This window comes from Mycobacterium sp. NPDC050853, from assembly GCF_040653875.1.
Lineage (GTDB): Bacteria > Actinomycetota > Actinomycetes > Mycobacteriales > Mycobacteriaceae > Mycobacterium.
On record NZ_JBFAGW010000003.1, the window covers coordinates 368,498 to 392,780 of the forward strand.

The 24,283-nt window shown below is 62.1% G+C and carries 24 protein-coding genes and 1 pseudogene; 18 read left to right on the top strand and 7 right to left on the bottom strand.

Annotated features, from left to right (window positions below):
• Positions 1–15 precede the first annotated feature (15 nt).
• Together AB0H22_RS13730 and marP are read left to right on the top strand one after the other, a co-directional pair.
• Complete coding sequence (locus AB0H22_RS13730; RefSeq protein WP_358147047.1) at positions 16–705, top strand: CoA pyrophosphatase; 690 nt, start codon at positions 16–18, stop codon at positions 703–705.
• Complete coding sequence (marP, locus tag AB0H22_RS13735) at positions 702–1,967, top strand: acid resistance serine protease MarP (RefSeq protein ID WP_358146926.1); 1,266 nt, start codon at positions 702–704, stop codon at positions 1,965–1,967. Before AB0H22_RS13730 ends, marP begins: the two co-directional genes overlap by 4 nt.
• On the opposite strand, the gene AB0H22_RS13740 is transcribed toward marP, so the two are convergent.
• Together AB0H22_RS13740 and AB0H22_RS13745 are read right to left on the bottom strand one after the other, a co-directional pair.
• Entirely contained in the window at positions 1,941–2,912 is a 972-nt protein-coding gene (locus AB0H22_RS13740; RefSeq protein WP_358146927.1) for an alpha/beta hydrolase, read from the bottom strand. The two genes, marP and AB0H22_RS13740, sit on opposite strands and share 27 nt — an antisense overlap.
• Positions 2,913–2,943: 31 nt before the next feature.
• Positions 2,944–3,465, bottom strand: coding sequence for a phage holin family protein (locus tag AB0H22_RS13745; RefSeq protein ID WP_180750682.1), 522 nt, complete (start codon positions 3,463–3,465; stop codon positions 2,944–2,946).
• Positions 3,466–3,722: 257 nt separating this feature from the next.
• On the opposite strand from AB0H22_RS13745, the gene AB0H22_RS13750 reads away from it, so the two are divergent.
• On the top strand, positions 3,723–4,439 hold the full coding sequence (locus AB0H22_RS13750; RefSeq protein WP_180750683.1) for a serine protease: 717 nt from the start codon (positions 3,723–3,725) through the stop codon (positions 4,437–4,439).
• A 15-nt stretch (positions 4,440–4,454) separates the two neighbouring features.
• Here the strand turns inward: AB0H22_RS13750 and acs are convergent, their stop codons facing one another.
• A complete protein-coding gene (acs, locus tag AB0H22_RS13755; protein ID WP_180750684.1) occupies positions 4,455–6,401 on the bottom strand; it encodes an acetate--CoA ligase in 1,947 nt (648 codons plus the stop codon).
• A gap of 182 nt (positions 6,402–6,583) precedes the next feature.
• Between acs and AB0H22_RS13760 the strand changes: the two genes are divergently transcribed.
• The 5 genes from AB0H22_RS13760 (at position 6,584) to AB0H22_RS13780 (ending at position 12,558) form a co-directional block, all read left to right on the top strand.
• Positions 6,584–8,203: an ABC transporter substrate-binding protein gene (locus AB0H22_RS13760; protein ID WP_358146929.1), complete on the top strand. Its 1,620-nt coding sequence runs from the start codon at positions 6,584–6,586 to the stop codon at positions 8,201–8,203.
• Between the two features lie 125 nt (positions 8,204–8,328).
• Positions 8,329–9,252, top strand: a complete 924-nt coding sequence (locus AB0H22_RS13765; RefSeq protein ID WP_180750855.1) for an ABC transporter permease — start codon at positions 8,329–8,331, stop codon at positions 9,250–9,252.
• Positions 9,245–10,159: an ABC transporter permease gene (locus AB0H22_RS13770; protein ID WP_180750686.1), complete on the top strand. Its 915-nt coding sequence runs from the start codon at positions 9,245–9,247 to the stop codon at positions 10,157–10,159. Before AB0H22_RS13765 ends, AB0H22_RS13770 begins: the two co-directional genes overlap by 8 nt.
• 1 nt (position 10,160) lies before the next feature.
• Positions 10,161–11,822, top strand: a complete 1,662-nt coding sequence (locus AB0H22_RS13775; RefSeq protein WP_358146930.1) for an ABC transporter ATP-binding protein — start codon at positions 10,161–10,163, stop codon at positions 11,820–11,822.
• A complete protein-coding gene (locus tag AB0H22_RS13780) occupies positions 11,815–12,558 on the top strand; it encodes an oxidoreductase (protein ID WP_358146931.1) in 744 nt (247 codons plus the stop codon). The genes AB0H22_RS13775 and AB0H22_RS13780 overlap by 8 nt, the downstream gene beginning before the upstream one ends.
• A 447-nt stretch (positions 12,559–13,005) precedes the next feature.
• Here AB0H22_RS13780 and AB0H22_RS13785 read toward each other — a convergent pair whose 3' ends face one another.
• Entirely contained in the window at positions 13,006–13,800 is a 795-nt protein-coding gene (locus tag AB0H22_RS13785) for an HAD-IB family hydrolase (RefSeq protein WP_255485983.1), read from the bottom strand.
• Positions 13,801–14,271: 471 nt separating this feature from the next.
• On the opposite strand from AB0H22_RS13785, the gene ssd reads away from it, so the two are divergent.
• The 5 genes from ssd (at position 14,272) to AB0H22_RS13810 (ending at position 19,477) form a co-directional block, all read left to right on the top strand.
• Positions 14,272–15,345 carry a septum site-determining protein Ssd gene (gene ssd, locus AB0H22_RS13790; protein ID WP_180750857.1) on the top strand — a complete coding sequence of 358 codons (1,074 nt, stop codon included), beginning with the start codon at positions 14,272–14,274 and terminating at the stop codon, positions 15,343–15,345.
• Complete coding sequence (locus AB0H22_RS13795; RefSeq protein ID WP_358146932.1) at positions 15,342–16,502, top strand: TadA family conjugal transfer-associated ATPase; 1,161 nt, start codon at positions 15,342–15,344, stop codon at positions 16,500–16,502. Before ssd ends, AB0H22_RS13795 begins: the two co-directional genes overlap by 4 nt.
• Positions 16,499–17,275 carry a type II secretion system F family protein gene (locus AB0H22_RS13800; protein ID WP_358146933.1) on the top strand — a complete coding sequence of 259 codons (777 nt, stop codon included), beginning with the start codon at positions 16,499–16,501 and terminating at the stop codon, positions 17,273–17,275. Before AB0H22_RS13795 ends, AB0H22_RS13800 begins: the two co-directional genes overlap by 4 nt.
• Entirely contained in the window at positions 17,272–17,853 is a 582-nt protein-coding gene (locus AB0H22_RS13805) for a type II secretion system F family protein (RefSeq protein WP_358146934.1), read from the top strand. Before AB0H22_RS13800 ends, AB0H22_RS13805 begins: the two co-directional genes overlap by 4 nt.
• A gap of 145 nt (positions 17,854–17,998) precedes the next feature.
• A complete protein-coding gene (locus AB0H22_RS13810) occupies positions 17,999–19,477 on the top strand; it encodes a recombinase family protein (protein WP_358146935.1) in 1,479 nt (492 codons plus the stop codon).
• Positions 19,478–19,490: 13 nt separating this feature from the next.
• Here the strand turns inward: AB0H22_RS13810 and AB0H22_RS13815 are convergent, their stop codons facing one another.
• Together AB0H22_RS13815 and AB0H22_RS13820 are read right to left on the bottom strand one after the other, a co-directional pair.
• Positions 19,491–20,048, bottom strand: coding sequence for a hypothetical protein (locus AB0H22_RS13815; RefSeq protein ID WP_358146936.1), 558 nt, complete (start codon positions 20,046–20,048; stop codon positions 19,491–19,493).
• Positions 20,049–20,074: 26 nt separating this feature from the next.
• Positions 20,075–21,229, bottom strand: coding sequence for a matrixin family metalloprotease (locus AB0H22_RS13820; RefSeq protein ID WP_358147049.1), 1,155 nt, complete (start codon positions 21,227–21,229; stop codon positions 20,075–20,077).
• A gap of 147 nt (positions 21,230–21,376) precedes the next feature.
• On the opposite strand from AB0H22_RS13820, the gene AB0H22_RS13825 reads away from it, so the two are divergent.
• On the top strand, positions 21,377–21,706 hold the full coding sequence (locus AB0H22_RS13825) for a hypothetical protein (RefSeq protein ID WP_358146938.1): 330 nt from the start codon (positions 21,377–21,379) through the stop codon (positions 21,704–21,706).
• Between the two features lie 546 nt (positions 21,707–22,252).
• On the opposite strand, the gene AB0H22_RS13830 is transcribed toward AB0H22_RS13825, so the two are convergent.
• On the bottom strand, positions 22,253–22,798 hold the full coding sequence (locus tag AB0H22_RS13830) for a hypothetical protein (RefSeq protein WP_358146939.1): 546 nt from the start codon (positions 22,796–22,798) through the stop codon (positions 22,253–22,255).
• 270 nt (positions 22,799–23,068) lie between these two features.
• On the opposite strand from AB0H22_RS13830, the gene AB0H22_RS13835 reads away from it, so the two are divergent.
• The 4 genes and pseudogenes from AB0H22_RS13835 to AB0H22_RS13850 all read left to right on the top strand — a co-directional run bounded on the left by AB0H22_RS13835 (position 23,069) and on the right by AB0H22_RS13850 (position 24,272).
• A complete protein-coding gene (locus AB0H22_RS13835) occupies positions 23,069–23,254 on the top strand; it encodes a hypothetical protein (protein ID WP_358146940.1) in 186 nt (61 codons plus the stop codon).
• Positions 23,255–23,268: 14 nt separating this feature from the next.
• Positions 23,269–23,547, top strand: a complete 279-nt coding sequence (locus tag AB0H22_RS13840; RefSeq protein WP_358146941.1) for a hypothetical protein — start codon at positions 23,269–23,271, stop codon at positions 23,545–23,547.
• 71 nt (positions 23,548–23,618) lie between these two features.
• Positions 23,619–23,744: pseudogene (locus AB0H22_RS13845) on the top strand (helix-turn-helix domain-containing protein); the annotation flags it as partial.
• Positions 23,745–24,101: 357 nt separating this feature from the next.
• The gene (locus tag AB0H22_RS13850) at positions 24,102–24,272 is read left to right on the top strand and encodes a hypothetical protein (RefSeq protein ID WP_358147060.1); all 171 of its coding nucleotides are present in this window, start codon (positions 24,102–24,104) and stop codon (positions 24,270–24,272) included.
• The last annotated feature ends 11 nt before the right edge of the window (positions 24,273–24,283 follow it).

Below are 24,283 nucleotides of genomic sequence, written 5' to 3' on the forward strand. Positions count from 1 at the left end.
GCGGCGCCCGACTGGATGCGTCCGCTGGTGGACAACGCCGGCAGCGTCAAGGACATCTATGGCCGCGGTGTGCACCCCGCGATCAAAGCGGTGCTGCGAGCGCGCACGCGGCCCTCCTCCGGCCGACCGGCGGCCGTACTGGTGCTGGTGTCCGCCGACCGCACCGTGACCGACCCAACCGAGGCCGATCTGCTGCTGACGGTGCGCGCATCGACCTTGCGTCAGCACAGCGGCCAGGTGTCGTTCCCCGGCGGTGCCACCGATCCGGGCGACGGGGGACCGGTGGGAACGGCATTGCGCGAAGCCCAGGAGGAGACGGGGCTGGACCCCGATCGCGTGCAACCGCTGACGGTGATGGACTCGCTGTTCATCCCGCCATCGGGCTTCCACGTCTCCCCGGTGCTGGCGTACTCACCCGATCCAGGGCCGGTTCTCGCCGTGGACCCGGGCGAAACCGCCGAGGTATCACGTGTGAAGATCGGTGACCTCGTTGACCCGGCCAATCGGATCATGGTGACCAAGAAGACGTTTGGTATCCGCTACAGCGGACCGGCCTTCCTCTTGCCGGGGATGCTGGTGTGGGGCTTCACCGGGCAGATCATCTCGGCGATGCTGGAGGTGTCCGGTTGGGCGCGGCCATGGGACACTCGTAACCTTCGTGATCTTGATGAACTGCTGGCCGAGCACCTGGGAGGAGCGGTATGAATCTGAATCCGTCGCAGTGGCTCGATATCGGCGTCGTCGCCGTCGCGTTCATTGCTGCCGTATCCGGATGGCGTTCCGGCGCACTGGGTTCCCTCATGTCCTTCGTCGGTGTAATCCTGGGCGCAGTGGCGGGAATCATGCTGGCCCCGCATGTGGTGAGCAACCTTGAAGGGGCTCGTACCAAGCTGTTCGCCTCTCTCATCCTCATCCTCGTGCTGGTGGTCATCGGCGAGGTGGCGGGCGTGGTGCTGGGCCGGGCTATGCGTGGCGCCATCAAAAATCGGGTGGTCCGTACCGGGGATTCGGTGGTGGGGGTCGCGTTGCAGGTGGCCGCCGTGCTGGTCGCCGCGTGGCTGCTGTCCATCCCGATGCAGAGCTCCAACCAGCCGAATATCTCTGCGGCAGCACGCGAATCAAAGGTGCTCAGCCAGGTCGACAAGTACGCCCCCGACGAACTCCGTAAGGTCCCCAACGACCTGTCGAAGTTGCTGGATACTTCCGGGCTGCCCAGTGTGTTGCAGCCGTTCGGCAAGACCCCCATTGCGGCCGTCGACGCTCCCGACCCGGCGCTGGCCGACGGGCTGGTGGTGCGCGGAGCGCAGCCGAGCGTCGTCAAGATCAAGGGCATCGCCCGTAGCTGCCAAAAGTCGCTTGAGGGAACTGGATTCGTGATCGCCCCGCACCGGGTGATGTCGAACGCCCATGTGGTGGCCGGGACGAACAGCATCACCGTCGAGTCGGAGGGGCAGAACTTCGACGCCACCGTGGTGTCCTACGACCCGAATGCGGACATCTCGATCCTCGCGGTTCCCGAGATGCCCGCGGCGCCCCTGGTTTTCGCGCCGAAGGCCGCCAAGACAGGTGACGACGCGATCGTGCTGGGTTACCCGGGCGGTGGAGACTATCGGGCGACACCGGCGCGGGTCCGGGAGATCATCGAACTGAACGGCCCGGATATTTACCGGTCCACCACGGTCACCCGCGAGGTGTACACCGTCCGGGGTTCGGTGCTGCAGGGCAATTCCGGTGGTCCGTTGATCGACACGGAAGGCCGCGTGCTCGGCGTGGTCTTCGGGGCCGCGATCGACGATGACGACACCGGCTTCGCGCTCACCGCCAAACAGGTCCAGGATCAGCTCACCAAGGCCGGGCTTGCCGAGCCCGTCGGCACCGGCAGTTGCATTTCCGCTCCAGAGGCCAACAAGTCGCCGGAGCGGTCCGTCAACGGGCCGCAATCACCGGCGCCCCATAAAGTTCCGTAACTGTTCGGTGACAGTGGCGGGGTCTTCCTCGTGGCCGTAGTGGCCGACGTCGCGTAGCGATACGAACTGCCCGTTGGGTGCGAACGGTAATGACCGGTGCACCGAGTCTGCGAGCACGTAAGGGTCGGCGTCACCGCGCATGTGGAGCACGGGGACGGTCAGCTCGCGATTCATCGATCGCATGAACCGCCAACCCTCACTGCGTAATTGGCTGCGTACTGCCCATCGCTGGTACTCCAGCGCACAATGGGCCACACCCGGGATGGCGATCGCGGTGCGCAGCTGTTTGATGGTCTCGGCGAAATCGTCGGTGGTGGTCCACTGCGACCCCGCCCGCGAGCGCACCAAGCGTTCCAGTTCGGCACCGCGATGACGCGTCAGGGTGCGTTCGGGGAGGATCGGCACCTGATAGCGCAACAGGGATGGGAGGAGTGCGCCGCCCTGTCCGGTTCCACGGAATGTGGAGGTGCGCAAGGCGGTCGGATGCGGCGAGCTCACCACGGCGATGGCGTCGACGAGGCGTGGATGCAGATTGGCGGTGGCCCAGCACACCAGCCCACCCTCGGCATGCCCGACGAGCGTGGCGGAGGTGTGGCCCAGTGCGCGGATCAGGCCGGCGGTATCTCCGGCCAGCGTCCATCCGTCGTATCCGCGCGGGGGCTTGTCACTGCCCCCGTAGCCGCGGAGATCGACGGCCACCACGCGGGCATCCGTCAGCTCACGGAGTTGATGACGCCACGACCACCAGAAGGAACCAAATCCGTGCAGCAGCAACACGAGTGGTCTGCTGGTGACGGCTACGTTTGATGGACGGGCATCTCTACTGTTTTCGGCCTCCACCGCATGAAACCGAATTCCGTTGGCGTGCACATCAAAATGTCGCCATGGCCCGACAATGCGGACCACGGAGGGGTCGGGGTGACGGGCCGTCTGGTCGAACAGCATGTGTGTGTCGGTATCGAGCCGACGGAAGCAGCTACCAGCCCGACGGGTCTGAGGGTTTGGCCGACTTGGTCAGCGCGGGCGTCTCGTCGTCTCGTGTGAAGACGGTTCGTGCTTCCTTGACCGTCGCGATGGTGTCGCGTGGGCCCCGGATTCGCCTGACCTGGAGATAGCCAATCAGCACCGCGAGGATCGCGACGAACACCATGGCGGCGAAGATGATCAGGTAGGCAGCCCAAGCCGGCAGCCAGACCTTGAGTACCTCGGCGGCGAAAAAGAAGAAGAAGAACGTCGAGTAGAACAGGACGACGAGAGCCGCGATGAAGAAGATGCTGCCCGCCAGGCCCTTCTTGACATCACGCACGACCTCGGCGCGGGCCAGTTCCACCTCGGCACGCACCAGGGCGGAAACCTGGCTGGTGGCATCGCGGACCAGATTGCCGATGGTGGGCTCGCCGGTGCCGGTGGCATGCGGATCAGACAGGGGGATGGCGGCGACGGTGATCGGAACACCATTGTTGTCTGTGCGGTAGTTGCGGCTTCCAGGGCTGCTCACTGTGCTCCCTCCGTGTCCCTTGCGGGTCGGGTGTGATTCCGGTGAATCTAGTGCGGCCTATGTTGCCACGTCGGCGGTACCGGGGCTGCGCCGCGTCTGTGCTGAGGGTGTCGTTACCCAATCGATAGGTCTGTGACAGAAGTGACCAGTGTGAATATTGATTACAATGACGGCAGACGTGGCCGACAGGGGGAGAGATGCGGCCGTTATGAGAAAGGGCGATGAGCCGCATGCGTGAAGAGCATGGGCGCCGGCCAATGAGGTCACTCGGGCGGCGTACGGGTTACGGATTGCCGGTCCTGATGGCGCTGTTTGGCCTCGTCACGGGCGCGATCCCGGCCGTTGCGGCGCCCGCTGCCGGTGCCGATGACAAGGTGCCGATGGGCGGTGGCGCCGGGCTGATCATCAACGGCGACACCCTGTGCACACTGACGACGATCGGCCATGACAACAAGGGCAATCTGGTGGGCTTCACCTCGGCCCACTGCGGTGGTGCGGGCTCACAGGTGGTCTCGGAGGACTTTCCCAAGAAGGGTGTGCTCGGAAAGTTCGTCAACGGCAACGAGCAGTACGACTACGCGACCATCCAGTTCGATCCCGCGAAGGTGGAGCCGGTTTCCACCTACAAGGGGTTCGCCATCACCGGTATCGGACCGGATCCCCAGCCGGGTGATATCGCGTGCAAGCTGGGTCGCACCACCGGGAACTCATGCGGGGTGACATTCGGGGCGGGGGCTGAACCCGGCACGTTCATCAACCAGGTCTGCGGACAGCCGGGCGACTCGGGTGCGCCGGTCACCGTCAACGGACAGCTGGTGGGAATGATCCATGGCGCCGCCACCAAACTTCCGGTGTGCATCGTCAAGTACATCCCGTTGCACACGCCGACCACCACGTACTCGATCAACACCGTGCTGGCCGATATCAATGCCAAGAACCGCACCGCCGGAGTGGGTTACACCCCGGTCGGGTAGGCGTGCGTATCGCGGCTACTTGCTGGCCCTGATCGCCTCGAAGACGCTGGGGTCGACCAACGTCGAGGTATCGCCGAGTTCGCGGCCCTCGGCCACGTCCCGGAGTAGTCGTCGCATGATCTTGCCGCTGCGGGTCTTGGGCAGCTCGGGCACCACGTGAATCTCGCGTGGTTTGGCGATGGGCGAAATCTCCTTGGACACCTGGGCTTTCAGATGTGAGACGAGCTCATCGCCTTCGACGGTATGGCTGGCCTTCAGGATCACGAACGCCACGATGGCCTGCCCCGTGGTGTCGTCGGAGGCGCCGACCACGGCGGCCTCGGCAACTCCGTCGTACCCGACAAGCGCGGATTCCACCTCGGCGGTTGAGATCCGGTGGCCGGAGATGTTCATGACGTCGTCGATGCGGCCCAGCACCCAGATGGCGCCATCGCTGTCGTAGCGTGCGCCGTCGCCGGCGAAATACCAGCCCTTGTCGGCGTAGCGGGACCAGTAGGTCTCCTTGAACCGCTCAGGGTCGCCCCAGATGCCGCGCAGCATCGACGGCCACGGTTGATCGAGGACCAGGTATCCGGTGACGGGTTCGTCGTTGTGCGCGGGCTCGAGCCGATTCCCGTCGTCATCAACGATTTTCGCCGAGATACCGGGTAGCGCCCGCATCGCCGAACCCGGTTTGGCGTCGGTGATGCCGGGCAGCGGGGAGATCATCGCCGAGCCGGTTTCGGTCTGCCACCAGGTGTCGACGATGGGTGTGCGGTTGCCGCCGATGACCTCGCGGTACCAGCGCCACGCCTCGGGGTTGATGGGCTCACCGACGCTGCCGAGCAGCCGCAGGCTGGACAGGTCGTGTGCGAACGGGATCTCGCGGCCCCACTTCATGAATGTCCGCACCAGGGTGGGCGCGATGTAATAGATTGTGACACCGTACTTTTCGATGATCTCGAAGTGCCGGTGCTCGTTCGGGGAGGTGGGCGTGCCCTCGTACACCACCTGGGTGGCGCCGTTGGACAGCGGCCCGTACACGATGTAGGTGTGGCCGGTGACCCAGCCGATATCGGCTGTGCACCAATACACGTCGGTCTCGGGCTTGAGGTCGAAGATGTTGAAATGCGTGTATGAGGTCTGGGTCAGGAAACCGCCCGAGGTGTGCATGATGCCCTTGGGCTTGCCGGTGGTTCCCGAGGTGTACAGCAGGAACAACGGATGCTCGGAATCAAAGGCCTGCGGAGTATGTGTGGTGTCGGCCCGTGAAACCGTCTCGTGCCACCAGAGGTCACGCCCCTCGGTCCATTCGACGGGTATCTCGGTGCGGCGCACCACCAGCACATGTTCGACGGAACTCGCCTCGCCCGCCAGTGCCTCGTCCACCGCCGCCTTGAGTGGCGCCGCGGCACCGCGGCGCCACTGGCCGTCGGAGGTGATGACGAGCTTGGCCTGGGCGTCGTCGATGCGCGCGCGCAGCGCCGCGGCGGAGAAGCCGGCGAACACCACCGAATGCATCAGACCAAGTCGCGCACAGGCCAGCATCGCCACGATGGCCTCGGGCAGCATTGGCATGTAGATGGCCACGCGGTCACCGGAAACCAGGCCGAGCTCGGTCAGGTAGTTGGCGGTCTGGCTGACCTCTGCCAACAGGTCGGCGTAGGTGATGGTGCGGGTATCGCCAGGTTCGCCTTCCCAGTGGATGGCGACGCGGTCGCCGTTGCCGGCTTCCACGTGGCGGTCCACGCAGTTGTACGAGACGTTGAGCTTGCCGTCGACGAACCACCTGGCGAACGGTGCATCGGACCAGTCGAGGACCTCGTTGAAGGGCTCATCCCAGTGCAGGCGGCCCGCCTGCTGTGCCCAAAACCCGAGCCTGTCCTCCTCAGCTGCCTGGTACAGGTCTGAGGTTGCGTTCGCTGTCGCCACGAACTCCGGCGACGGCGGATAGCTATTCGGCTCGGTGCTGATTTCGGTCATCTGATCTGGCCTTTCTGCCCTATACAGGTCCGGGACAAAGCCTAGTGGGCGGGCCTGGTTACCGAGAAGTAATTGGTGCGGCCGTCCAGATCCGGCGCGGTGGGTGTGTCGATGGAGAGACATCGGCGCGTCACCCGCCTATGGTCGTCCTACCTAATTCAGCTACCGAGGGAAGGGTGAGGATGAGGTTCCGCCGACTGGCCCTTGTGATGCTTGTTGGCATTGCCGCGTTGCTACCCGCCGGCTGCGGGGACCTCGTGACTCCGGCGCCCCCGGGCTATTTCAGCATGTACATCACCGAACCCGAGCACACGTTGGTCCCGGGCAATACGACCGAGAATCAGGGTGGTCGAATCCTGCGCTCGCTGTTCACCGCGCTGGTCGAGTTCAACAACGACACCGCGGAGGTGGAGTACACGGGTGTCGCCGAGTCGATCACCAGCCACGACAACGTCAATTGGACGATAAAACTCAAGCCCGGATGGACATTCCATAATGGGGAACCGGTGACCGCCCAGTCCTACGTGGACGCGTGGAACTACACCGCCTTGAGCACCAATGCCCAGGGATCGTCGAGTTTTCTTGCGAACGTCGACGGGTTCGACGAACTACAGGGAGATCCTAAGAACAAGATCCCACCGCGCGCTACCCAGCTGCGCGGACTGCATGTCCTGGATGAGCGAACCTTCACGGTGCGGCTTAACACCCCTTTTGCGATTTACCCGATGACATTGGGGTACACCGCATTTCTGCCATTGCCCAAGGTCTTCTACCAGGACCCGGCCAAATTCGGTGTACATCCAATAGGCAACGGCGCATTCAAGGCAGACGGCGATTGGGTGCGCGGTGTCGGGTTCACGCTGAGCCGTTATGACCAGTACGCCGGCACTAAGAAGGCCAAGGCCAAGGGCCTGATCTGGCGGGTGTACACCGAGGGCCTGACGGCGTATACCGATATGCAGGCCGGTGCCCTCGACATCCAGCTGGATCTGCCCGACGCCGCCTATGAGAACGCCAGGGCCGAATTCGGATCGGCCTTTCTGGAGCGGCCTCGCCCGGATATCACCTCGTTGGGTTTCCCGATGTATGACCCCCGGTACACCGATGTGCGTGTCCGCCAGGCGATTTCCATGGCCATCGACCGCGAGGCGATCACGCAGGTGATCTTCTCCGGCACCCGTACTCCCGCCACCTCATACGGTTCGGCAGTGGTCTACGGGTACCGCAAGGGCGCGTGCGGAAAGTTGTGCGAGCTGCACGTCGACGAGGCCAACAAGCTGCTCGATGAGGCCCATTTCGATCGCAGCAAGCCGATCGAGCTGTGGTACAGCTCGTCGAGTACCGGAGCACTGGGGTGGGTACAGGCCATCGGAAATCAGTTACAGTCCAACCTGAAAGTGCCCTACGCCCTCAAGAGTCTGCCGTGGTCGCAGTTCCTGCCGAAGCAGGACAGCAAGGGGATGACGGGGCCGTTCCGGTCTGGCTGGGTGATGGACTACCCATCGATCTACAACTTCCTGGAATCGCTATACGGGACGGTGGCGCTTCCCCCTGCCGGATCGAACTATGTGTTCTACAGCAACCCGGCATTCGATCAGCTGCTGCGGCAGGGCAATAACGAACCGACCGTGGAACTTGCGACCAGGGCGTATCAGAAGGCAGAAGACTTGTTGTTCAAGGATCTTCCGGCCACACCGCTGTTCTATGAGGTCAACCAGGCGGTGCATTCCAAACGAGTGAGCAACGTCAAGATCGGTATCCAAGACTGCATCGAGTACGCCGATGTAGAGGTCACGCAATGACCGGGCGGAAATGGCCGAGCTGGCTGATCAACGAGAAGGTCGACACCAGCGGTGTATGGCAAGCCGTGCGCCCGTGGCCTTTTGACCTATTGGTGCTACTGAAGCAGGGGTGGCAGAACGCCGGCATGTTTCGGTACATCGTGAAGCGGCTGCTGCTGGCCATCCCGGTGCTGATCGGAACCTCGCTGCTCATCTACGGCATGGTGTACGCGCTACCGGGCGACCCCATCCGGGCATTGGCCGGTGACCGGCCGTTCACCCCCGAGGTGATGGCTCAGCTGCGTGAACGGTTCCACCTCAATGATCCGTTCTTGGTGCGGTACGGCAAGTACATAGTGGGCTTCCTGCACGGCGATTTCGGTACTGATTTTCAGGAACGCCCTGTCGCGCTGACTGTTTCGCAACGCCTGCCGGTGACTTTAAGGCTTACGGTGGTGGCTGTAGCATTCGAGACGATCATCGGAATCATGGCCGGGGTGCTGTGTGCGGTGCGCCGGGGATCGTTCTACGACAACCTGGTTCTCGTCACGACGACCCTGCTGGTCTCGATGCCAGTGTTCGTGCTCGGGTTCTTGGCGCAGTATCTCTTCGGTTTCAAGCTCGGCTGGTTTCCCATCGCCGGAATCCGTGATGGCTGGTACAGCTTTCTGCTACCGGGACTGGTGCTGGCCTCGTTGTCTATGGCCTATGTCGCCCGTCTGACCCGGACCTCGATGCTGGAGACGATGGATGCCGACTTTGTCCGCACCGCCCGCGCCAAGGGCATCTCCGAATCGCGCATTCTGATGCGGCATACCCTGCGTAACAGCCTGATTCCCGTGGTTACGTTCATCGGCGCCGACGTGGGGGCACTGCTGGCGGGCGCCGTCGTTACCGAGTCCGTATTCAATATTCCCGGGCTGGGACGGGCGACATTCGACGCCGTGCGAAACCAGGAGGGTGCCGTGGTGGTGAGCATCCTGACGCTCATCGTGTTCTTCTACATCTTCTTCAATCTCGTCGTGGACGTCCTGTATGCGATGCTGGATCCAAGGATTCGTTATGAGTGACGCCGTCCATGCACCCGGCCCGGTGTCGGGTCCTGGAGCCGCCGCCGAGTCGCTGGTAGAGCAGGCCGACCTGTGGGGCAACGCATGGAAGTACTTGCGCCGTAGCGGATTTTTCATCACCGGGTCGATTCTGTTGACGATTCTGGTGCTGATGGCGCTGGCCCCGCAGCTGTTCACCTTCGGGAAGAACCCGCGTGACTGTGACCTCTATCAGGCCCGCAAGGGAATCAGTGCGGCGCATTGGCTGGGCACCGATCTACAAGGTTGTGACTACTACGCCAACGTGGTTTACGGGGCGCGAGTGTCGTTGTCGATCGGGCTGATCTCGATGTTGGGAGTGCTCGTCATCGGGGTGGCCGTGGGCGCGTTGTCGGGGTACTTCGGGGGGATCGCCGACTCGGCGCTGTCCAGGTTGACCGATGTCTTCTACGGCATTCCCACGATTTTGGGCGGAATGATCCTGCTCTCGGTGGTCGGTCATCGCACGATCTGGAGCGTCGCCGGCGCGCTCATCGTCTTCGGCTGGATGACCTCGATGCGACTGGTGCGTTCCAGCGTGATGACCATCAAGCAGAGCGACTACGTCCAGGCCGCCATCGCATTGGGTGCGCCAACCTGGCGAATCCTGGTGCGACACATACTGCCTAATGCCTTGGCGCCGGTACTCGTGTATGCAACCATCGCCGTGGGCGGTTTCATCGCCGCGGAGGCCACCCTGACCTATATGGGTATCGGGCTTGAATTACCCGAGATTTCGTGGGGGCTCCAGATCAACGATGGCCAGTCCCGTTTCGCATCCACACCCAGACTGGTCCTCGTTCCCGCGCTGTTCCTCTCGGCTGCGGTGCTGGGCTTCATCATGGTTGGTGACGCCCTCCGCGACGCCCTCGATCCGCGGAGGAGGTGAGGTGGAGGTGACCTCAAGTTCTTCTCTCATCGAGATAAAGGACCTCTCGGTCGATTTCGAGGTTGACAAGCAGTGGGTGCCCGCCGTCAGGGGAGTCTCGCTGAGCGTCGCCAAGGGCGAGGTGCTCGCCATCGTCGGGGAGTCCGGGTCGGGGAAATCCACCACCGCGATGGCGATCCCGGCGCTGCTGCCGCCCAGCGCGCGGGTTCGCGGCAGTATCCGACTCAACGGTGCAGAGCTCCTCGGTGCCACTAACGATGAGCTGCGTGAGGTGCGAGGCAAGGATGTTGCCGTCATCTTCCAGGAGCCGATGACGGCATTGAACCCCGTCTACACCATTGGCTGGCAGATCGCTGAAGCTGTTCGGGCGCATAAGACGATGACGCGCAGGCAGGCGCGCGATCGTGCCATCGAGTTGCTTGAGCTGGTAGACATGCCCGAGCCTGAGAAGCGGGTCAAGCATTACCCGCACCAGCTCTCCGGTGGGCAGCGTCAGCGCGCGATGATCGCCCAGGCACTTGCCCTGGATCCCGGTCTGCTCATCGCGGATGAACCCACCACCGCGCTCGATGTGACGGTACAAGCCGAGATCCTTGATCTCATGCGCGATCTACGGCACCGCATCGAAGCCGGCATCATCCTGATCACGCACGATATGGGCGTGGTGGCGGATATGGCCGATCGCATCATGGTGATGAAGGATGGCGAGGTCGTGGAAGAGGGAGATGCTGGCAGCATCTTCCACCGGGCGACGCAGCCGTATACGCAGCAGCTCCTGGCGGCGGTACCTCATCTGGGCGCGACGCTGGGAGATAGCGACGAATCTTCGGTGCCACCGACCGATCTGGCGCTGAGCCTGGAACACGTCATCATCGAGTATCGGGGTAAGGGCGGCAGCTTTCGGGCCATCGACGATGTGTCGTTCACCGTCGGCAGGGGTGAGGTGGTGGGGCTCGTCGGCGAATCGGGGTCCGGAAAATCCACCATCGGGCGTGCTGCGGTCGGTCTGCTGAAGATAGCTTCGGGGACCATCTGTGTTGCCGGCCAGGATATTTCGGTTGCCAACCGCAAGCGGCTGCGGGATATTCGGAGCAAGGTGGGGGTGGTGTTCCAGGATCCGGGGTCTTCGCTCAATCCGCGATGGCCGATCGGCCAGTCGATCGCCGAGCCATTGACCTTGCACACCGATATGGACCGCACCCAGCGGGAGAACCGGGTCAAGACCCTGTTGGAGCAGGTACAGATGCCTGCCGCCATGCGAAACCGCTTCCCGCACCAGCTGTCCGGTGGTCAGCGGCAACGTGTTGGTATTGCGCGGGCGCTGGCGCTGGAGCCGACGCTGTTGATCGCCGACGAACCGACCTCCGCGCTGGATGTCTCGGTACAGGCACGGGTGCTCGAACTCTTCGCCGAGCTGCAACGCGAGCACGGGTTCGCATGCCTGTTCATCAGCCACGATTTGGCGGTGGTCGAACTGGTGGCAAGCCGTATCGCGGTGCTCAATCATGGCCGCCTTGCTGAATTCGGCTCGGATACACAGGTATTAACGGCACCGACGGACGAATACACTAAGCGACTGCTGGCGGCGGTACCGGTTCCAGACCCGGAGCTGCAGCGGATCCGTCGCGAGGAGCGTAGGGCACTATTAGCGGACCATGACTGACCCACTTGCACCGTTGGCCACCCTGCCGGGAGTATCCGATGCCGCCGAAGCCGCGCGCGACGCAGTGAGCAAGGTCCACCGCCATCGCGCCAATCTGCGGGGCTGGCCGGTGACGGCGGCCGAGGCGGCGGTGCGGGCAGCCAGGTCCTCGTCGGCGCTGGACGGCGGCACGATGAAGCTGAGTGCCGATGGAGTGGTGGAGGATCCGATACTGGCCGGTGCGCTGCGCGTCGGGCAGGCGCTCGATGGTGATGCGCTGACACAGCTGACGTCGGTGTGGTCGCGCGCACCGCTGCAGGCGCTGGCGCGCCTGCATGTCTTGGCCGCTACCGGCATGGCAGACGAGCGGACCCTTGGGCGGCCCCGCGCCGGTATCGACACCGATCGGCTGGAACTGTTGGCGCAGCTGATTTCGGGAGGAACGACGGTATCCGCGCCGGTTCTTGCCGCGATCACGCACGGGGAATTGTTGGTGCTGAGTCCATTTGGATCCGCGGACGGCGTCGTCGCACGCGCCGCGTCCCGGTTGGTGACGGTGTCACGCGGTCTCGATCCACACGCGCTCGGTGTTCCCGAGGTGATGTGGATGCGTCAGTCCGGGAGATACCGGGAGCTGTCCTCGGCTTTCGCGGAAGGTACGCCCGAAGCCGTTGCCGCGTGGATCGTGTTCTGTTGTGAGGCATTAACGGCCGGAGCGGCAGAAGCGACGTCGATCGCGGATACTGCGGTGAGCTGACCGAAACATACTGCGGCGGAACATAAAAGCGGGCGACGATCCGAATGAATCGGCCCGTCGCCCGCTAGCACGGAACCTCCGGTTACCAAGCGTGCTAGGTGGGTTGTGTGGGTGGCCTCGGCGCTTTCGCGACGCTTCTAACTCGGGCTTCACCCAAGAAGCCTGATGAGCTTTCACTGTCCGCGATTGCGCAGGCCCACAACGCTTCTGCCCTTGTCGCGGCGTGCTCCGCGTGGGTGCCGTGGTCCGTGCTGGGAATCCCAGGTCGGGAAATCGATCCTTATCCTCTGGATCGACCTTGGCCTTGCCGGGCTCCGTACCTACTTTCTACACTGAGACGCCGGTCACATCAAGGGGCAATTCATACGGTCATCGCATTGTTACGCGCGCGCCTAAAGTGACGTGTGTCTAGTTCTGCGCCTGACGGTCTTCGCGCGAGCGGCTGAGCTACGGCCGCAGCCTGCGAATCAGCGAATAGGTAAGTGCCCCAGCGGCGATGGCGCTCAAGCCAACGGCGGCCGTGGTGGCGGCCGCGGCGCCGGAGGGAACGGGTATCCGATCACCCAGTGAGACGGGCCGCGAGAATGTCAGCACTGGCCACCCCCGCGCCATCGATTCCTTGCGCAGCGCCCTGTCCGGGTTGACGGCTGTCGGGTGACCGACGCTCTCCAGCATCGGTAGATCGGTGATCGAGTCGGAATAGGCGTAGCAGTGCTCCAGTGGGTAGCCCTCGCGCTTGGCGAGTTCCTGGATCGCCGCCACCTTGCCTTCTCCGTAGCAGTAGAAGGCGACATCACCGGTGTACTTGCCATTCTCGACGACCATGCGCGTCGCCATGGCATGGGTTGCGCCGAGGGCGCGTGCGATGGGTGCCACGATCTCTTCGCCGGATGCTGAGACCACCACGACATCGCGGCCGCAGAGCTTGTGGTCGGCGATTAGATCGGCGGCTTCGGCGAACACCAAGGGATCGACGATGTCGTGCAGCGTCTCGGCCACGATCGCCTTCACCTGTTCGACATCCCAGCCCATGCACATATTGGTGATGTGCGTACGCATGCGATCCATCTGGTCGTGATCGGCGCCGGATAGCAAGAAGAAGAATTGCGCGTAGCTCGATTTTAAGACGGCGCGTCTATTAATCAGGCCTTGGTCGAAGAAGGGCTTGCTGAAGGCGAGCGTGCTCGACTTCGCGATCACCGTTTTGTCTAGATCGAAGAAGGCTGCAGTCCGGGGGGCCAGCGTGGTGCCGCTGGGTTGGGTGACGGCCGCGGCATCCCGGTCCTCGGAAGAGGGAAAGGGTCCGGGTGCCGTTGCATCGTCGGTCACAGTTCGAGGATAGATCTCACCGACTGTGCCGTTGTGTCCATCCGGAAAGTCCCAGCTCAGCCGGGGTGGTCTGGTAACGGGGTGGTGCCAGAAGAAGGGTTGCCTTTCTTTCCCTTTTTTCGGCTGATTGGTCTTGCCACCCTCACTGGGTACGTGTGTATAGTGGGGTTACTCGGCTATGCCGAGTGTGTCTCAGCCCGACCCCCCGGGGCTGAAGCACGACGACCCTCGCCTCCTCCCCCCCTGGCGAGGGTCGTCCTCTTTTCTGGGGACGTTTATCACCGGTTTTTGCGGTTCACGTTGATCTATCCACAGATTCGCGCCCATCCCCAAACTCGATGAGGCCCCTGGCGCTCCATTTACGCAACCTCGATGGTGGAGTACGTGGAGGGACATGGAGGGGAGCCGATCGTCGTTGCCATCGGTGATCGATGGCTCGGCAACGAGATCGAACGGATCGTCGCTGCGACTGGCAAGCCGCTGATCCTCGCTACCGATGCCTGTTCGATCGGCCGACAAGCTTGGGCCCGTGCGGGGGCGGTACTGCTCGATGGCGCGGACCCGTCGCTCGAAGCGGTGACTCGACTGCCGCGCCGAGCGCGAGTGTTACTCGTCTGTCGGGACGAGCCGACGAGCGAGGTGTGGCGCAGAGCGGTGGCGGTGGGTGCCGAGCAGGTACTCGCTTTGCCCGAGGACGAATCCCGGCTCGTCGAAGCCTGTTCGGCAATCCCCTCCACCTCCACGACAGGACGCGCTGCGGTGATTGCGGTGGTGGGTGGACGCGGTGGTGCCGGCGCATCCGTTCTGTGCGGCGCGATTGGTCTGTGCGCGCCGGGTGGAGCGCTGATCGTCGATGCCGATCCATACGGCGGTGGTATCGATCTACTGCTCGGTTGGGAGGACGTCGACGGTCTCCGGTGGCCGGATATCGATATGCGCAGCGGTCGGGTGAGCTTCGATGCCCTTCGCCGTGCGCTGCCACATCGGCGCGGACTTGTCCTGGTATCGGGAGACAGGACAGGCGGTGGAGGCAATGCAGAGGCGATCGGCGGAGTGATCGACAGCGCGCGGGAGGTAGGAGTGCCGGTGGTCGTTGATCTCCCGAGGCGGCTCGGCGCAACAAGTGTGGCGGCACTGGACCGCGCTGACCTGGTGGTAGTGGTGACACCCGCCGAGGTGCGGGCGTGCGCAGCGGCCGCGCTCATGGTCACTGCGATACAGGCCGCCAACCCGAATATCGGTGTAGTCGTGCGCGGTCCGGCGCCGAGCGGACTGCGCCCGGCCGAGGTGGCCGAAATCGTTGGGGCCCCACTGATCGCTGCCATGCGTCCGGAACCCAATCTCGGCAATCGCCTCGACAACGGCGGCCTGCGACTGCTGCGACGCTCACCTCTGGCGCGCGCCGCGCAGTCAGTGCTGGCGTTGGTCTCGCATGACGGCAAGGGTACGGCGGCATGACCGGCTCGTTGATCGACCGCGTTCGTGAGCGGCTCGCGACCGAGAATGTGGCGCTTCGGCCGACGGCGGTGGCAGCCGTGATACGTGCTGAATCCGGTGGTGTGCTTGGTGATAGCGATGTGTTGCATAGCATCAAGGAACTGCAGAGTGAGCTGGCGGGTGCCGGAATTCTCGAACCGCTGTTGTGTGCGGACGGTACGACCGATGTCTTGGTGACCGCACCCGATCGCGTCTGGGTAGACGATGGTGAAGGGCTGCGACTCACCACAGTGCGATTCGCCGACGATGCTGCTGTGCGCCGTCTTGCCCAACGTTTGGCTCTAGCGGTCGGGCGACGACTCGACGACGCGCAGCCGTTCGTCGACGGGCAGCTGACTGGTGTCGGTCCGCCGCACTCGGTGGTACGTCTGCATGCGGTGCTGGCGCCGATAGCGGTCGGCGGGACGTGTGTATCGCTGCGCGTATTACGGCCCACCGCTAAGGGTTTGGATCAGCTCATCGCTGATGGCACTGTCGATGAGGATGCCGCCAGGTTGCTTCGTGGGGTGCTGGCGGCACGGCTGGCCTTCCTGGTCACCGGAGGCACCGGGGCGGGTAAGACCACCTTGCTGTCTGCGCTGCTGGGGGCGATCCACCCTTCGGAACGCATCATCTGCGCCGAGGATGCCGCCGAGCTGGCGCCGCGTCACCCGCATGTGGTCACGCTGGCGGCGCGCGCCGTCAACGTCGAGGGTGCGGGGGAGGTGACCCTGCGCCAGTTGGTGCGTCAGGCATTGCGGATGCGGCCCGATCGGATCGTGGTGGGAGAGGTGCGCGGTGCTGAGGTGGTCGACCTGCTGACCGCCCTCAACACCGGTCATGACGGCGGCGCGGGTACGGTCCACGCGAATGCCCCGGCTGAGGTCCCGGCAAGGTTGGAAGCGCTCGGAGCCCTGGGTGGCCTCGACCGCGCCGCACTCCACTCGCAGCTCGGTGCAGCCATTCAATGTGTATGTCATATAAGAAGATTCGGCAATATGCGTCGACTGACCGAAATTGGGGTGGTATCCAAGGGTGATGACGGGATCGTACGGGTAGTACCCGCATGGAACATCGATGGCCAGCTGTGTTCCGGTGCGGAGCAATTGGAGGCGTTGATCGCACGGAGCATGCCGTGACTCCGCACGCCCTGCTGCTGCTTTCGGCTGCGTTACTCATTGTGCCGCAACGGCGCTCGTGCCTACGGCGGGGCATGGGGTGTGACATGCGCTGGAACTGGAGACTGGCGGCGGTGCCCCTGAGTGGTCTTGTGCTCGTGGTGGTGTGGCTGTTGCCGTTGTCGGTGGTGTCCGCGGTGGGCATCGCCGGCGCGACCTTGGGGGTGCGGTGGCACCGTCGTCGCCGATTTATCGTGCAGTTGGAGGAATTGACCGCCCTGGAGTCCGGTCTCGATGTTGTTGTCGGTGAACTGAGGGTTGGCGCGCATCCTGTGCGCGCATTCGAGGTCACTGCCGCAGAGCTCGGAGGAACGGCGGGGGAGACGTTCGCGGCTATAGCCGCGCGCGCACGATTGGGAGTGAATCCGGATCCGGCGATACCCGGAGTGGGACCGGTTGCATCGCAATGGGATCGGATAAGCCGTGGTTGGACGTTGGCCCACCGCCACGGCCTGGCTGTTGCCGAGCTCCTCGACGCGTGCCGGACAGATCTTCGGGAGCGGCAACGATTCACGGCGCGCGTGAACGCCGGACTTGCCGGGCCGCGTGCCACTGCCGCGGTGCTGAGCGGTCTGCCGGTGGTGGGAATCGGACTGGGTCAGATGATCGGAGCAAGACCTCTTGCGGTGCTGTGCTCGGGCGGTATGGGTGGGGCGCTGCTCGTTGTCGGGATCGTGTTGGCATGTATCGGTCTGCTGTGGTCTGACCGAATCATTGGGAAGGCGTTGCGATGACCGCGGCCCTGTTGTTGCTTGCCGCGGCGATGTTGGCTGCGCCTGGGGCTATGCGCGCCTGTGGCAGGCTGTCGCGGGGTGATTCATCCATCGTCGACCGGGATGCCGCCGAAAAGGGCTTATTGGGAATGGCATTCAGCCTTGACGTACTTGGCGTATGCCTCCGGTCGGGGATGCCGGTCGCGACTGCCGCGTTGGTGGTGACGGCCTCCGCACCATCCGAGCTGGCCCGGATCCTGAGCCGCGCAGGGGAGATGCTCGCCCTGGGTGCACCGGCATCGGCTGCCTGGACCGATACCGGATCACCGGCGGATCTGGGATATGAGCAGCGCAGGGCACTTACCAGATTGGCACGGCGATCGGCCGATTCCGGAGCAGTGATGGCCGACGGTATTGCCTCGCTGGCCGTGCAGTGCCGTCGTGATGCGGTGGATTCAGCGGTAGCCACTGCCGAACGGGCCGGTGTGCTCATAGGGGCGCCACTGGGCCTGTGCTTCCTGCCGTCGTTCGTCTGTCTGGGCATCGCGCCGGTTGTCATGGGGCTATCGCGCGATGTGTTCAGCAGTGGTGTGCTGTGACCCGTGGAAGCGCCGCGGGGCAAAGAGGGAGGGAATCCATTGATACACAACATATTGGCGCAACTGCGTCGACGAATGGTGGTGGTCGTCGAGTCCGAGGACGGCATGTCGACCGTGGAGTACTCCATGAGTATCATTTACAACCATGAAACAGCAGGCCAAGCGGGCTTTAGTCGTTGTACGACTCAGCCGCGTCACGGAAGAATCTACCTCTCCGCTGCGCCAGCGTGAGGCGTGTCTAGAACTGTGTGAACAGCGCGGATATGAGGTAGTCGGGACCGCCGAAGACCTGGACGTGTCGGCGGGTAAGACAACGCCGTTCGACCGCCCACAGCTCGGAGACTGGCTCACTAACCGGCGTAACGAATTCGACGTTCTAGTCGTGTTCCGTATGGACAGAATCGTCCGCCGACTATTGGACCTCGCGGACCTAATCCGTTGGTGCCAAACGAATTCCGTAGCGCTCGTCAGCGCCTCCGAAGCATTCTTAGACCTCACATCGCAATTCGGTGACGTGGTCGCGCTGCTCGTCGCCAAGGTGGCCGAGATGGAGCTGACAGCCATCTCCGAACGCAACAGGTCTGCGGCACAACACAACATGCGACAAGGCAAGTACCGAGGTGGCCCGCCACCATGGGGGTATAAGACCGAGAAGATTGACGGGGATTGGCGATTCGTCCAGGACGACGAACAAGTCAGGGTGATCAACGAAGTGGTCCGGCGAGTTCTCGAAGGCGACCCGCTACGGCAGGTAGCAGCCGACCTATCCGACCGTGCAGTCCTAACACCCCGAGATCGGGTTAACCAGCTGAAGGGCAGGGAGATTCAGGGGTACAGCTGGCATTCAACCAAGCTTAGAGAGATGCTGACTTCGAAATCGCTATTGGGCCACGCCGTCACGGCCGGTGGTTCTATCCGCAACAACGACGGCTCCCCGGTGATCCGCGCTACCCCGATACTTGAGCGCGAGGTATTCGAGCAAGTACAGGTCGAACTAGTCGGACGCGAGAACCGCAAGGAACCCACCAAACGAAGTTCCGCACTACTCCTTAGGGTGATCTTCTGTGGCGTCTGCGGTAAACCGGCCTACAAGCTCAAAGGCGGCAAAGGTCGGCAAGACCGGTACCGCTGCGCCTCAGCGCAATACAAGTCCACCTGCGGCAACAGAACCGTTCCGATCGCTGATGCTGAAGAGGTTCTGACGGGTGCTGTCATGTCGGAACTAGGAGACAAGTATCGGATGGAGCGAGTGTGGGACTCGGGTAGTGATCACTCAGCCGAGCTAGCCGAGCTAGAGGACACGCTGAGTGATCTCACGGACCAACTAGGCAACGGAGCGTTCCGAAGAGGGACGCCACAGCGTGATCGTCTAGACGCCCGTATCGCGGATCTCGCTAAGAGACAGGCAGAGCTTACGGCGATAGCCACAAAGCCCGCTGGCTGGACGTGGGTTCCTACGGCAGAACTGTTCTCTGATTGGTGGGAATCGCAGACGATAGAACAGCGCAACGTCTGGTTACGCAGTATGGAAGTGCGTATGACTTGGGATCAACAAGGCCCGCACGTCGAAATGCTTCATCTAGAGCGGATGGCCGAGCAATGGACAGACGACGTATCTCGCTAGTCTTGCTCCACCGCTATTTTGGCTGAGGGGGGTTCTCGGCTGCACGACGCATCTCGGCCACCGCAGGTGGTACTCCGGTGCCGTTTAGAACAGTTGCGGAATCGGCAGGTGAGAGCTTGATATCGCCGTAGTGTGAGGCTGTTATGAAATGCAAATCGAGCTCTTTTGAATATCTAGTCGTAAAGATATAAACGGAGCCATCCGTCAACAGTGGATCCCCGTTCCTAAGACAAAGGGCGTTATTAACCACTCCACCAGTCTGACTGACAGAGACATTTTGAGGGAGGGTGCCCTTTATGTTGTCAATTACCTTCACACTGAATTGCGAGTGCGGGGTGTGATCTTCTTCGACATGTTGCCCCTTGGAACTCAAGACCTGCCCCACAAACACATTTTCTGCGTCCTGCACAAACAGCGCCTTATCCCGGATCTCCACAGGGTATAACGCTTCAAGGCGGCATACGCCATCACTATCAGCGGATGGAGTCGCCGGTTCCTTCTCATTCGTACACGACACGGTGGCTGCGGCGAACACTATGGTCGCGACGACGGACATCAACTTGCGCGACATGTAAATATCGTCCTTCCGCACGTGATTCACGGCCAGATAATTTCGAACATTTTTTTGTCTATCGGAGTCGGCCCGGTTGGCGCGAACAATGTGGTCTGGTAATACATGAGGGCGTTCTCGCAGCTATGATCCATACCTAACGCATGACCTAGCTCATGGGCAAGGGTCGAAACTATCACATTTTCTATGCGCCCAGTCAGCTTGTCCACGTTTACTTGTATTTCATCCTGGAAAAGGGGGAACTGTTTCCACTGGGCTAGAATCCACCCGTCGCCAGTTTTCCATCCGTCCGTTACCTTCGAAGGCTCATCGACAATAGCAAGGTTCGCGCCTTCGCCTTCGCCAACCTCTTTGAACTCAACTTTCGTGTTGCCAACTGCCGCCTTCCAGTTGTCAATGGCTTTCCTGAATTCGTTACCGAATTTTGTATGAACCTCATAAAGAAGCTTCCGGTCCGAGACGCTGTCATTGTGCGAGCCGTGGAGACGAAACGGTTCGGGGTCTTTGATTTGTACGTCGCCATTCGGGCCGGTACTAACATTCCCTGGGCAATACTTACTCTTGTCTTGCCCCGGATCGTTGTCGTGGAGCTCTTTCTCATCTGTGTTGTCAGGTTTGGTTTCGTTGCCCTGGTCGTTCTGGGGCTGCTGAGTTGGAGCCTGTGACGGCTGCTGAGGCTGCTGGTTGCTCTGCTGCGGCTGTTGCGGCTGGTTAGCCTGTTGGGGTGCTTGGTAATCCGGGTTGGCCTTACCTGGCCCCTGCGTGTACGGCGTGGCCGTCTGATAGTCGGGAATCTGCGTGCCGTGTAGAGGCTGCTGCCCCTCCGGTTGTTGGCCACCCTGCTGACCAGGTGCCTGTTGGCCACCCTGCTGCGGAGCGCCCGTGTTGTAGATGGAGATCCCGTTGTCCTGATTCAACGGCGGCTGGTTGATGCCGCCCTGGTAATCCGGCATCTGCGGAGGTAGACCAGGAGGCTGGAACTGGCTGCCATTCATACCGCCATCGCCGGGACCTCCGGTCGGGCCGGTCGGATCAGCCGCACCCGTGGCGATAGTAGAGAACCCGCTGCCGGGGGTGGTGTAGTCGCTGGTCACCTTCAATCCGCCCACGAGCAGCGCCCCCACGGCAGTGACTGCAAGCACTCCGCGCAAATGCGCGGGAAACCGCCACCGATCCTTCATGACCACGAGATGACCCCTCCGATAACTTCATCCTCGTAACACACGCAAACTACCTGAAGCTTTCCACGGCGAGCTCAGATGTGTCCAATCTTTCGGCAAAACTAGCTTGCTGGCCACCTGGTTGCAGCCGGGCATATACTCGAATATATGTTCGATCACTGGGAGAACCCCTCGGAGATCGAGATTTACCGCCCGGTGGATCGACCCGTGGTCGTGCACACGCACCAGGTGTTCCTGGGGGATGTGGGTAGCCACCAGATGAACCTTGGTCCACCGTCTGCGCAGAAACACGGCCTAGTCATCGAATCCCTCCACGCGGGGCGTCAACTCGCATGGGTGCGGAGGAGCACCGGAGAGTGGCTAGCACTGGTCGTCGTGGAGGTTGCGACTGCCGATGGATTGAACAACTTGACGATGCAGCTCTGGCTACAACGACACCAGTTCAAGCTACCGCACACTGACTACTCAGTTCGTTGAATCCTTTGTGCTGCAACGGTATCAGTGGTATGTCAAGTGGTTGACTAGCGGAGTGGCCCGCTGTACGTTCTCGTCATGGGCGGCAGGTGGAAGCCGAAGATCGACTATCAAGTCTGGGTTGACCAGTCCCTCGGCTGGAGCGAGAATCGGACGTGCCTGACCTCAATACGGGGCCATCCCACCGAGGTGGAAGCGATGCAGTCTGCGATCGAACAGACCGATGAAATGCGCAGGCGTGGAGCTGATTCGCCGGTTCGATCGCTCCGGGTCCGCGTCAGCGAGGGCGATGTAAAGCCCTCCGAATATCTTACGATCTACGAAGTCTCATACTACGACGTCGAGCAAAAGCTAACGGACGCAGAGGCATACGCCGCACGCGTGCATGATTGGCACGAGACCTTTGACAGGATCAACCGTCGCTCTGCTGCTCGAAACGACCCTATGTTGTTGAGATACAGGGACTGGACCATGGCGTGGGGACCTAAGCCGACTGTGTGCCCCGCATGCAACGGGGTCTTGTGCCCCCAGAACGCGTACTGAAATCGCTTAAGTGCCCAGTCTCTTTGGGGCGTTCGGGACAATCTGCTCCAGGATCTTCTTCGCAGTGGGCGTGAGTCGTCCGCCCTTTCGGCCTGCCGAGCCTTCGAGGAGTCCTTGGGTTCTCGCCTGCCAGAGATGTCCACGGATGGTCTGAAGTCCCCTGCCTAAGTCTTCGGCGATGCCCTCTACCGGCTTCGGCTGACCTTGCTTGACTCGGTAGATGTACAGCGATGCGAGCAACGCCAGATACTCCGGGCTCACACCTTTCGACAGCTGGTCTCTAATCCGCTGGATTCGTTCGGCTTGGTAGCGATCTTCTCCGTCCTTGTATCGCTTGTCTGCCGCCCTCTGCCGCTGGAGATCCGCCGACGCTTCGCGGAAGTTGACTTGCCTCAACACCGTGCTTGATAAGCCCCCCGGAGGAATCGAGTCGGGGTCGGCGGGGCGGATAAGCAGCGCTGCTGGGCCTTGCGATTCATCACCACCCAGCCACTGCATCTCGGCCACCCAGTCGAGGCCAAGGTCTTGGAATATCACCCGCTCATCGCTCACTGGGGCAGTGTAACAGCCAGCAATACATGTGGGGCTTGACAAACGTGTTGGCTAAAGCTTTACTGAATCTGTCAGCGATGACGCGTAGGCGAGGAACCAGCGGGACAACTCACTAGGCCGGACCACGAAGGCAAGCCCCCACGGGCCGGGCGGACACAGCCGGAGCGGAGACGCTCGGGATGGAAGTGCGACGTACAGCCCTAGTCATCGAGACGAACGCTCAAGAGGGCAACCCCGACAGCAGGCAGCTGTCAACAGGAAGGACAAGGCGTGGAACTAGATCCAGAAGGCAACTACTCGAAGATTTCCGGCGTTGTGTTGAAACCGGGGCTCAATGCCCTGGTGGTCAAGAAGGGCTCGTTCAAGGTCGAGTCCGGAGTGGCTACGTGTGAGGTCACGATCATCGCCAGCGATGTCGAATCGATCCATATGTCATTGAAAGACCGACTGAGCTAAAGAAGGGCCGACCAATGAGAAACCTACTTGCTGACCTCGCTAACGAGCAGGTCCGCATCGAGCAAGCCCCGCACCTTGTCGCCAGAACCATCAACATGAAGGGCCAACCCGTCCTGGTGGTCCACCGCAGTCTGGCTGTCAGTGAATCCAGTGCGATGTACCGGCCGGTCCGCGAGTTCCTGACCCGCTGCCCGCACGAGGCCATAGTCGGCCCCCAGGATGCGGGTGACGACGCTGACATGGTGCAACCGTCGGAGATCGCGATCTACCGGCTGAGTGAACGCGGCCAATGAGAAATGCTTTCGAGTGGTCGAGGCTGTACTTCCAGAACGAGGACCGCGAGTTGACGTCGACCAAGTCGACTATGGCTGCGTTGTTCTCGTACGCAGACTTCACGACTCTTGAGTGCTACCCCTCGCAGGCGAAGCTAGCGAAGGTGACCGGACTAGGTGTCCGAACCGTGAGACGGCACATCCAAAGAAACATCGAACGAGGATGGCTGGCTGTGGTTGAACCCGGAAACTCCTTTAAGAGATCCACCCGGTACCGACTGACGGCCCCCCATCAACTCCGGACAGCGATGACCGGAGTTACGAACCAACTAGGGACATCCTTGACCGGTACTCCGGACAAGGATGACCGGGGTACTCCGGACAGCAATGCCCTCCTAACTACTCATATAAATACTCATGATCTATCCAGTAGTAATACAACCCCGGACCCGTTCGGGGGTCCGGGTATTGGTTCGCCTTCGAATCCAACGACCCAGCATGCAACTCCGGTCAGCGTTGTCCGGAGTACTCCTGACGAGGTTGACATTTGGACGGATTTCCATGCAACGCAGCTGATGGAGACACTCGCCACGGGACCGAAGACGGTTAGCGAACTGATGGACGTGACCGGGTTGTCGGAGTCGGATATCAACGGCGCTGTGCGACGCACATGGGAACTAGTACGCGCCCCGGACGACGATGATCCGTTCGATGAGTCAATTCCGACGTTACGACTGCGGGATTGACGGGTAGGGCA